General features: G+C 68.5%; 9 protein-coding genes. 7 read left to right on the forward strand and 2 right to left on the reverse strand.

The features are described from left to right. Positions 1 to 10: 10 nt before the first annotated feature. Entirely contained in the window at positions 11 to 655 is a 645-nt protein-coding gene (locus tag ACYQ6W_RS02510; protein WP_459673365.1) for an NrsF family protein, read from the reverse strand. Further along, a complete protein-coding gene (locus ACYQ6W_RS02515; RefSeq protein WP_459673366.1) occupies positions 648 to 1,235 on the reverse strand; it encodes a sigma-70 family RNA polymerase sigma factor in 588 nt (195 codons plus the stop codon). Before ACYQ6W_RS02515 ends, ACYQ6W_RS02510 begins: the two co-directional genes overlap by 8 nt. A 215-nt stretch (positions 1,236 to 1,450) precedes the next feature. Between ACYQ6W_RS02515 and ACYQ6W_RS02520 the strand changes: the two genes are divergently transcribed. The 7 genes from ACYQ6W_RS02520 (at position 1,451) to ACYQ6W_RS02550 (ending at position 9,089) form a co-directional block, all read left to right on the forward strand. Continuing rightward, positions 1,451 to 2,635, forward strand: a complete 1,185-nt coding sequence (locus ACYQ6W_RS02520) for a phosphoserine transaminase (protein WP_459673367.1) — start codon at positions 1,451 to 1,453, stop codon at positions 2,633 to 2,635. A 5-nt stretch (positions 2,636 to 2,640) separates the two neighbouring features. Continuing rightward, on the forward strand, positions 2,641 to 4,230 hold the full coding sequence (gene serA, locus ACYQ6W_RS02525) for a phosphoglycerate dehydrogenase (protein ID WP_459673368.1): 1,590 nt from the start codon (positions 2,641 to 2,643) through the stop codon (positions 4,228 to 4,230). Positions 4,231 to 4,249: 19 nt separating this feature from the next. Beyond that, entirely contained in the window at positions 4,250 to 4,396 is a 147-nt protein-coding gene (locus ACYQ6W_RS02530) for a hypothetical protein (protein ID WP_459673370.1), read from the forward strand. A 152-nt stretch (positions 4,397 to 4,548) separates the two neighbouring features. Beyond that, on the forward strand, positions 4,549 to 5,604 hold the full coding sequence (locus tag ACYQ6W_RS02535; RefSeq protein WP_459673371.1) for an NAD(P)-dependent alcohol dehydrogenase: 1,056 nt from the start codon (positions 4,549 to 4,551) through the stop codon (positions 5,602 to 5,604). Between the two features lie 280 nt (positions 5,605 to 5,884). Further along, the gene (locus ACYQ6W_RS02540; RefSeq protein WP_459673372.1) at positions 5,885 to 6,943 is read left to right on the forward strand and encodes a glycosyl hydrolase family 8; all 1,059 of its coding nucleotides are present in this window, start codon (positions 5,885 to 5,887) and stop codon (positions 6,941 to 6,943) included. A gap of 18 nt (positions 6,944 to 6,961) precedes the next feature. Further along, the gene (locus ACYQ6W_RS02545) at positions 6,962 to 8,155 is read left to right on the forward strand and encodes a hypothetical protein (protein WP_459673373.1); all 1,194 of its coding nucleotides are present in this window, start codon (positions 6,962 to 6,964) and stop codon (positions 8,153 to 8,155) included. Positions 8,156 to 8,201: 46 nt separating this feature from the next. Then, the gene (locus ACYQ6W_RS02550; protein ID WP_459673374.1) at positions 8,202 to 9,089 is read left to right on the forward strand and encodes a cellulose synthase operon protein YhjQ/BcsQ; all 888 of its coding nucleotides are present in this window, start codon (positions 8,202 to 8,204) and stop codon (positions 9,087 to 9,089) included. Positions 9,090 to 9,097: the final 8 nt, after the last annotated feature.

Here is a 9,097-nt window from a genome sequence, read left to right on the forward strand (position 1 = left end):
ATCCGCGATCTTACCGGAACAGCCAGCGGGCGCACAGGCGATTGAGGCCGATGACGATCGCGACCGAGGCCACATGCGCCACGAGATCGGAGAGCGAGCCGTCATAGGCGTGGAAGAAATTGAGCAGGGTTGCCGCGGCGGCAGACGCCGCGAGTCCCGCGAGGGTCGCGGTCAGCCTCGGACGCAAGGGGTAGGTCCGGCGCAGCAGAAGCGCCAGCAAGGCGGAGAGGGGCAGCGAGACCAGAAGGATGAAGCCGAAGCTGTATTCCGCCCCCACCATGCTCGCGTCCTGCAAGACCGGCAGGCGCCAGATATGGGCGAAGCCCATGCCGCCCTCGCAGAGCCACCAGATGAGCGCCGGCACGGGCAGCAGCGACCAGCGCGGGCTGCGCCCCGGCATTCCGGTCATGAAGGCGGCGATCACGGCGAGAAGCGCCGTCACGGCTGAGCTGAGCGCGGCCTGCCACATGTACGGCTGTAACATCAGCCGCGCCATCATGGCGTGCAGATCGGCCCGCACGGCAAAGAGATCGGCCGTCAGCACCACGGCGAAGAGCCAGAGCAGGACCAGCCGCGTCGGCCGCACCCGCTTCACCGGCTTGAGGTCCCGCGAGAGGTCGGCGATCAGCCGGTCGTGCGGCAGAGGCTCAGACATCGTCGGTCTCCCCATCCCGCGGGGGCACGCCCATGCGGGCGCGCAGCGCCTTGACCGCCCGATGCAGATTGACCTTCAACGCCGTCTTCGATCGGCCGGTTTCCGCAGCCGCCTCCTCTAATGTCTGACCCGACAGTCCCAGCCGCTCGGCCGCCTGCCGCTGGCCGGCAGGCAGGCTTTCGATCTCGGCCCGTAAGGCCGCCACGCGCTCCTCGCGGTCGAGCCCGGCGTCCGCCGTCTCCTCTCCATCCGGGTGGTTCTCATAGGCTAGCGGGTCGAAAATCTCGCGCCCTGCCTGGCGGCCGCGACGCCGCAGCGCATCGATCGCCCGGCGCTCGGCGATCGCTCGCAGCCACGGCAGGAAGGGCCGTGTCGGGTCGTAGGTCGCGCGTGCCCGGTGAATGGCGATCAGCACCTCCTGCACCACGTCGTCCACCTGATCCGGCGGCATGCCCTGCCGCCGCGCGACGGCGGCGACGAGGGGCAGGCATTCCTTCAGCAGTCGCTGGTAGCTGGCGGCGTCGCCCCCTTGTGCAGCGGCCATCAGGCCGGCGAGCTGCCGTTCCCCCTCGGCGGTCATCGCGGCGTCACCTCGGGCGGTGGCGAGAGCAGGTCATGCGCGCACCCTAGCCCGCGGCTGGCCGAGCCGATAGCCCGTCCGTCTCGTGATATTTCATTCGGCGCAGCCCTGCCCTCGGTTACGGCGATTGCGGAGCGTCCTCCCTTCCTCTAAAGGCGACGGTGGGTCACACCCCCCCACCGGGGTGCTTCTCTTCTGAAAGGGAGAGCCAAAACATGGCGCTCGTCACCAAGCCGGACATCCGTCCGCAGAATCCCAATTTCTCCTCCGGCCCCTGTGCCAAACGTCCGGGCTTCACGCTCGCGGCGCTCGAAGGCGCGCTGCTCGGCCGCAGCCATCGCGCGAAAGAGCCGAAGGCGCGAATCGCCGAGGTCATTACCCGCTCGAAAGCGATCCTCGGCATGCCGGCGGATTGGAAGCTAGGGATCGTTCCCGCCTCCGACACCGGCGCCGTCGAAATGGCGCTCTGGTCCCTGCTCGGCGCCCGCCCGGTCGACGTGCTGGCCCATGAGAGCTTCTCCGAAGGCTGGGCGACCGATGTGCTGAAGCAGCTCAAGCTTGCCGATGCGCGGGTGCTGACGGCGGCCTATGGCGCACTTCCCGATCTTGCCGCGGTCGATCCCGCGCATGACGTCGTGCTCGCCTGGAACGGGACGACCTCGGGCGTGCGCTATGCGAACGGCGATTTCATTGCGGCCGACCGCGAAGGGCTGGTGATCTGCGACGCTACCTCGGCCGCCTTCGCAATGGAACTGCCCTGGGACAAGCTCGATGTCGTCACCTGGTCCTGGCAGAAGGTGCTGGGCGGCGAAGCGGCGCACGGCATGCTGGCCCTCTCGCCCCGCGCCGTCGCGCGGCTCGAAAGCTTCAAGCCCGATCGCCCGCTGCCCAAGATCTTCCGCATGACCAAGGGCGGCAAGCTGATCGACGGCATCTTCCTCGGCGAAACCATCAATACCCCCTCCATGCTCTGCGTCGAGGACGCGCTGGACGGGCTGCGCTGGGCCGAGCAGGCCGGCGGCCTGAAGGGACTGATTGCGCGCACCGAAGCCAATCTCGCAGCGATCGCCGCATGGGTGGAGGGCAGCGACTGGGCGCGCTTCCTCGCGGCCGACGCCGCCATCCGTTCCTCGACCTCCATCTGCCTCGTCATCGACGCGCCCTGGTTCAAGACGCTTGATGCCGCAACCCAGGCGAAGGCCGCCAAGAAACTCGCCGGTCTTCTGGAAGCCGAAGGCGTCGCCTACGATATCGCCTCCTACCGCGATGCGCCAGCGGGCCTGCGCATCTGGGGCGGTGCGACCGTAGAGACCGCCGACATCAAGGCGCTCCTCCCCTGGCTCGACTGGGCACATGCCCAGGTCGCCACCGAATTTTCTGCCTCCAAGGCTGCGGAGTAAGACGCATGGCTCCCAAGGTTCTCATCGCCGACAAGCTTTCCCCTGCCGCCATCGAGATCTTCCGCACGCGCGGCATCGAGACGGACGTCAAGACCGGGCTCACCCCGCCGGAACTCCGCGCCATCATCGGCCAGTATGACGGGCTTGCCATCCGCTCGGCCACGAAGGTGACGAAGGAGCTGCTGGAAGAAGCAGACAACCTCAAGGTCGTCGGCCGCGCCGGTATCGGCGTCGACAACGTCGACATCAAGGCGGCGACGGCGCGCGGCGTCGTCGTCATGAACACGCCCTTCGGCAATGCCATCACCACGGCCGAGCACGCCATCGCCATGATGTTCGCGCTCGCCCGCCAGTTGCCGGAGGCGACCGCCTCCACACGGGCCGGCAAGTGGGAGAAGAACCGCTTCATGGGCGTGGAACTAACGGCGAAGACGCTCGGCATCATCGGCTGCGGCAACATCGGCTCCATCGTTGCCGATCGCGCGGTCGGCCTGAAGATGAAGGTCATCGCCTTCGATCCCTTCCTGTCCGAGAAGCGCGCCGTCGAACTCGGGGTCGAGAAGGTCGAACTTGGCGAGATCTTCACCCGCTCTGACTTCATCACCCTGCACACGCCGCTGGTGGAGGGCACGCGCTACATCATCAACGCCGCCGCCATCGCCGCCATGAAGCCCGGCGTGCGCATCATCAACTGCGCCCGCGGCGGCCTGGTTGACGAAGCAGCGCTGCTCGAAGGTCTCCAGTCCGGCAAGGTCGCCGGTGCCGCACTCGACGTCTTCGAGGTCGAGCCTGCCAAGGAGAATCCGCTCTTCGCGCTCGATCAGGTCGTGTGCACCCCGCATCTCGGTGCCTCCACCGCGGAAGCTCAGGAGAACGTGGCGCTGCAGGTCGCCGAGCAGATGAGCGACTATCTGCTGACGGGGGCGGTCGCGAACGCCATCAACGTGCCGGCGATCTCGGCCGAGGATGCGCCGCGCGTGCGCCCCTACATGGAACTCGCCCGCCGTCTCGGCGAATTCGCGGGCCAGCTCACCCAGGCAAAGGATGGCGTGATCACCCAGGTTACCATCGAATACGAGGGGGCTGTCAGCCACATCAACCAGAAGCCGCTGACGGCGGCGGCGCTGGCCGGCCTTATGGCGCCGATGATCACCGGCGCCAACATGGTGAACGCCCCGGTCCTCGCCCGCGAGCGCGGCATCGAGGTGACCGAGACGGTGCATGACCGGGCCAGCGAATATCAGACGCTGATCCGCCTGACCGTGGCCACCCCCACCATGACGCGTTCCGTCGCCGGCACGCTCTTCGCCGGCTCGAAGCCGCGCCTGGTGGAGATCAAGGGCATCCCGGTGGAGGCGGATTTCGCGCGCCACATGCTCTACGTCACCAACCAGGACAAGCCGGGCTTTATCGGCCGCTTCGGCGTGGCGCTGGCCGATGCCGGCATCAACATCGCGACCTTCCACCTCGGCCGCGCCGCCGAAGGGGGAGACGCGATCTGCCTCGTCTCTCTCGACGAGCCGATGCCGGAAGCGGTGCTTGAAAAGGTGCAGCACCTGCCGCTTGTCATGCAGGCGACCGCCCTATCTTTCTAAGGCGGCAAGGGGGCTATGGATGGGCGAGAACGGCAATCTCTTCGCGGTCATCGTGCTGGCGATCGTCGCCCTCGTCCTCCTCGGCGGCTGGTTCGCCTTCCCGGCCATCACCCACTTCATGCAGCGCCAGGATTGCGTCGCGACCGGCAACATGAACTGCGGCTGACGCGCTAAACGGAGGCACCCTCCCGAAAGCGTGAAGGCCCTCTCCCCTTCCCAAAGCGGGAGACTGCGTGATTAGATGACCACCGAAAGGAGCAAGGCCCGCAGGCTTGGCTCCTTTCGTCTTTCTGTTCTCCCAAATCCAAGGACGTCCCCATGCTGGAATGTGTCGGCTTCGGCGCGACCTCGGCCACGACGCCGGTCGCCCCTTTCTCGTTCACGCGCCGTGATCCCGGCCCCGACGACGTCGTGATCAAGATCGCCTATTGCGGCGTTTGCCACTCGGACCTCCACCAGGTCCGCAACGAATGGCGCAACACCACCTACCCCTGCGTCCCGGGCCATGAGATCGTCGGCCACGTCACGGCGGTAGGCGCCAACGTCACCCGCTTCAAGGAAGGCGACACCGCCGGCGTCGGCTGCATGGTCGGCTCCTGCCGCACCTGTTCCGCCTGCCGCGAGGGGCTGGAGCAGTATTGCGAGGTGGGCTTCAACGGCACCTATAACGGTGTCGATCCGGTCATCGGCGGCCCGACCTTCGGCGGCTATTCCGACCGCATCGTGGTGGACCAGCATTTCGTGCTGAACATCCCGAAGGGGCTGGACCTCGCCGCGACCGCGCCGCTGCTCTGCGCGGGCATCACCACCTACTCGCCGCTGCGCCACTGGAAGGCGGGGCCGGGCAAGAAGGTCGGCATCGTCGGGCTCGGCGGCCTCGGCCACATGGGCCTCAAGATCGCCCATGCCATGGGCGCCCACACCGTGCTGTTCACCACCTCGGCGGGCAAGACGGAAGACGCGAAGCGCCTGGGCGCGGACGAGGTGATCATCTCCAAGAACGCCGAGGAGATGGCCAAGCACGCCGACAGCTTCGACTTCATCCTCGACACGGTCGCGGCCGATCACCCGATCGATGCCTATCTCAACCTGCTCAAGCGGGACGGCACGCTGACCCAGGTGGGTGCGCCGGAGAATCCGCTCTCCGTCGCCGCCTTCTCGGTGATCTGGCGGCGCCGGAACTTCGCCGGCTCGCTGATTGGCGGCATCCCGGAAACCCAGGAGATGCTGGACTTCTGCGCCGAGCATGGGCTGACCGCCGATATCGAGCTGATCAACATGGCCGATATCGAGAACGCCTACGCGCGGATGCTGAAGAGCGACGTGAAGTACCGCTTCGTCATCGACATGGCGACGCTGCCCAAGGCCGCCTGACCCCGGTCGGCGCCTGATCCCGCCCCGGGCCGCACTGCGGCCCGGGGCACACGGGGTCGTGAAAAGAGGATCCTCATCAACCGCCGTCCTTCAGCCGTATTGCGGATTACGGCGGGACATTCTGTGTTAGTTGGGCTACGGGTGTACGCCGAAGGCACAGGGAGATGAGGTCGTTGGGGCAGTTTCTTTACCCCTCCGTGGAGACGGATACCGGGCGACGCCGCGCGGAACGGTCCGGCCCCGTAGCAAGTGCGGGCACAACCGCGGAGCCCGCAGGCCGATGAGGCTGTCTCGCCGGGCCCTTCTCGCCACGCCCCTGCTGTCGGCTTCCATGGGCGCGCTTCCCGCCCGCGCCGCCCCCGCCGCCTTTGCCCCCGACGATCCGGACTGGCTGTCCTTCAGAAGCCGGTTCATCGCGCCCGAGGGCCGCATCGTCGATACCGGCAACAACGGCATCTCCCATTCCGAAGGCCAGAGCTACGGCCTCCTCTTCGCGCTGGCCTTCGGAGACCGCGCCACCTTCGAGCGCGTCAACCAGTGGACCGCTGCCAATCTGCGGCGGCCGGGCGACGCGCTGCACATCTGGCGCTGGCTGCCCAATCAGAAGGACCACACGCCCGATCTGAACAACGCGACGGATGGGGACCTCGTCATCGCCATGGCACTGTCGCGCGCCGCCATGGCCTGGACCATTCCGGCCTATCGCGACGATGCCGCCGCCATCGCCGCCGACATCCGCAACAAACTCATCGTCAACGCGGGCAGCCGCCTCGCCCTGCTGCCGGGCGTGAACGGCTTCGCCGGCAAAACCGCCCTCACCGTCAACCCGTCCTATTACAATTTCGTTGCGTTCCGTGAACTCGGCCTTCTCGACACCTCGCCGCTCTGGCAGGTGCTGGGTCTCGACGGCCTTGCGATGATCGATGCCGCGCACTTCGGCCGCTGGCAGCTACCGCCGGACTGGCTGTCCGTGCCGAAGAGCGGCGGCAGCCTCGGCATCGCGTCGGGCTGGCCGCCGCTCTGTTCCTATGACGCGATTCGCGTGCCCCTCAACCTCGTCTGGGCTCAAGCCTTGTCACCCGGGGTCTCCAGCGCTTTTGCGAGCTTCTGGACGACGGCCGCCAGCTACCAGCCGGCCTGGGCCAATCTGCACACCAATGCGGTGTCGTCCTACGCGGCCGCCGGCGGCCTCGTCGCCGTCCGCGCCATCACCACTGCTGCCGCATCACCCCAATTAGGGCTTCCGACTTTACCCACTGTAGCGGAATGTGCGGATTATTATTCCTCGGCACTAACCCTTCTGGCGCGCATAGCCTGGTTCGAAAGTCATGGCGGCTAAACATAAAGGATTACGGCCATGACGAAGTCACAGGCCGACGTCGACAAGGTCATGGCCGCTTTCGGGGCGGCGCCGATCAAATACCGCGCGAGCCAGGAGCGGACCGGCGCCGCACCCGCGCCGGGTGCCATGGTGACCGATCTCTCGCCCCGGCTGGTGGCGGGGGAGAGGCTGGGCGCGCCGCAGGATCGCGTCGATCCGAGCGCCGGCGGCCCCGTGCGCGATATCTTCCCGCTCATCGCCCGCGCGGTGCCGCAGGCGGCGGATCTTTCCGTCAATGCCGCGCATCGTCCGGGCGATAAGCTGCCCGAGCAGTTGAAGGCGCAGGAGACGGCGGCCGCCGAGCAGGCGGCTGACGAGGCCTTCGCCGCCCGCCTGCGGGGTGAAGCGGCCCAGGCCGCGCAGGCAGCCGCCGCAGCGGCACCCACGGCGCCGTCCGCGCTGCCGCCTCAAGTGCCGAGCCAGGTGGCGATAGCGTCGGACCGGGCGCTCTCATCGGTCGAGGCAGCGGCGCAGCCCGCCATCACCGTGCCGGAGCCGCCGGAGCCGGCGCCGTCCGCCGGGTCCGCACCCCTGCGCAGCCATGCTGATCTGATCCGCAGACTGGGTGGGGACCGCAGCGAAGCGCCGGACGTCCCGGCCGCTGCCATGCCTGCGGCGACCGTCGCGTCCGCCGCCCCGATTCCGGTGCCGCCCCTGCCGCCGCAGCCGGTGCCACAGCCGCCCCCGGCCATAGCCTTCCCGGCCGCACCCATGCAGCCCGCACCGATGCAGGCCGCACCCATCGCGCCGGCACCGATGCCGATGCCGCCCGCGCCGCCCGGCGCCTACCCGGTACCGCCTGCCTATGCACCGCCGCCGGTGCCCGCGCCTTACGGCTATCCGGCCATGGGATGGCCGCCCCCGCCGGGCTACCCGCCTCCGATGCCGCCCGGCTACGGCTATCCGCCCGCCTTCCCGCCCTACGGCATGCCGCCGCAGGCGCCAGGCTACGGCTATGCGCCGCCCTATGGCGGCTATCCGGGCGCGCTGCCTCCGGGCTATCCGCCCCCTGCCTATCCCTATCCGGCACCCGAGGCGCCGGCCTATCCTCCGGCGCCGCCCCAGGGCGCCGCGCCACCGCCGGCACCGGCGCCCTCCGCCCCCTCCAGCCTGTCGGACATCTTCGCCGCGATGCAGGGCGACCGGGAGAAGAAAGGCGGCCGGTCATGAGCGCCTCTGCACACCTGCCCGCGGGCCGAGCCCAGGGATATTGCCGATGCCGCTGATCGCCTTCGTCTCCCCCAAGGGCGGCGTCGGCAAGACGACGCTCGCCGCCAATACCGCGCATGAATTCGCTCGCCGCGGCCACAGGGTCGTGGCGATGGACCTGGACCCGCAGAATGGGCTCGGCATGCATTTCGGCGCCGATCCCTATGAGCGCGCGGGCTTCGTCACCTCGCTGAAGGCCGCGCCGGATCCGCGCCGCGCCTGGCAGACCACCCTGCAGCAATCTCCGGCGGGAATTGCCCTGCTGCCGCACGGCCATGCGACCTTCGCGCAGAGTTTCGCGATCAACGCCGATCTCGCCGAGAAGCCCGGCCTGCTGCTGGCCCCCTTGCGGGACATCCTGCAAGACCCGGAGATCGTCATGATCGTCGATACGCCGCCGGGCCCGGGCGTCGCCGCCTCCATCCTCACCAGCCTGATCGACTACATGGTAGTGGTGCTGCTGGCCGACGCGGCCTCCGTGGTCCAGCTGCCGAAGATCGACGGCCGCGGCATGTACCGCACCGCCTCGGGCACGCCTTTCCCGGCCGACCGAACCGGTTTCATCGTCAATCAGATCGACATGCGCAGCCGTCTCTCGCGGGCCGCTGCCGATGCGGCGGAGCGCCATCTCGGCGAACGGCTGCTCGGCCGCGTCTATCGCGACGAGCACGTGCCCGAAGCGCTGGCCCGGCAGACCTCCGTCATGGGCTATGCCCCGGGCAGCAAGGCGGCGCAGGACATGGACGCGATCGTCGACAAGATCATTCAGGCGACGACCGGTGCGGCGGCGAAGGCCCAGGCCCCGGCGCCCGCCGAAACCGCGGCCGCGGCAGATGCGCCGACGGCCGCCCCCGAGACATCCCCCGCCGGCTCTGCTCCGGCCAACAGTCAATGAACAGAAAG

The organism is Acidisoma sp. 7E03 (assembly GCF_054665075.1).

Coding starts and splice junctions, on each gene's coding strand:
- ACYQ6W_RS02515 (WP_459673366.1), bottom strand. CDS start 1,235: ATGACCGCCGAGGGGGAACGGCAGCTCGCCGGCCTGATGGCCGCTGCA.
- ACYQ6W_RS02535 (WP_459673371.1), top strand. CDS start 4,549: ATGCTGGAATGTGTCGGCTTCGGCGCGACCTCGGCCACGACGCCGGTC.
- serA (WP_459673368.1), top strand. CDS start 2,641: ATGGCTCCCAAGGTTCTCATCGCCGACAAGCTTTCCCCTGCCGCCATC.
- ACYQ6W_RS02545 (WP_459673373.1), top strand. CDS start 6,962: ATGACGAAGTCACAGGCCGACGTCGACAAGGTCATGGCCGCTTTCGGG.
- ACYQ6W_RS02550 (WP_459673374.1), top strand. CDS start 8,202: ATGCCGCTGATCGCCTTCGTCTCCCCCAAGGGCGGCGTCGGCAAGACG.
- ACYQ6W_RS02540 (WP_459673372.1), top strand. CDS start 5,885: ATGAGGCTGTCTCGCCGGGCCCTTCTCGCCACGCCCCTGCTGTCGGCT.
- ACYQ6W_RS02520 (WP_459673367.1), top strand. CDS start 1,451: ATGGCGCTCGTCACCAAGCCGGACATCCGTCCGCAGAATCCCAATTTC.
- ACYQ6W_RS02510 (WP_459673365.1), bottom strand. CDS start 655: ATGTCTGAGCCTCTGCCGCACGACCGGCTGATCGCCGACCTCTCGCGG.
- ACYQ6W_RS02530 (WP_459673370.1), top strand. CDS start 4,250: ATGGGCGAGAACGGCAATCTCTTCGCGGTCATCGTGCTGGCGATCGTC.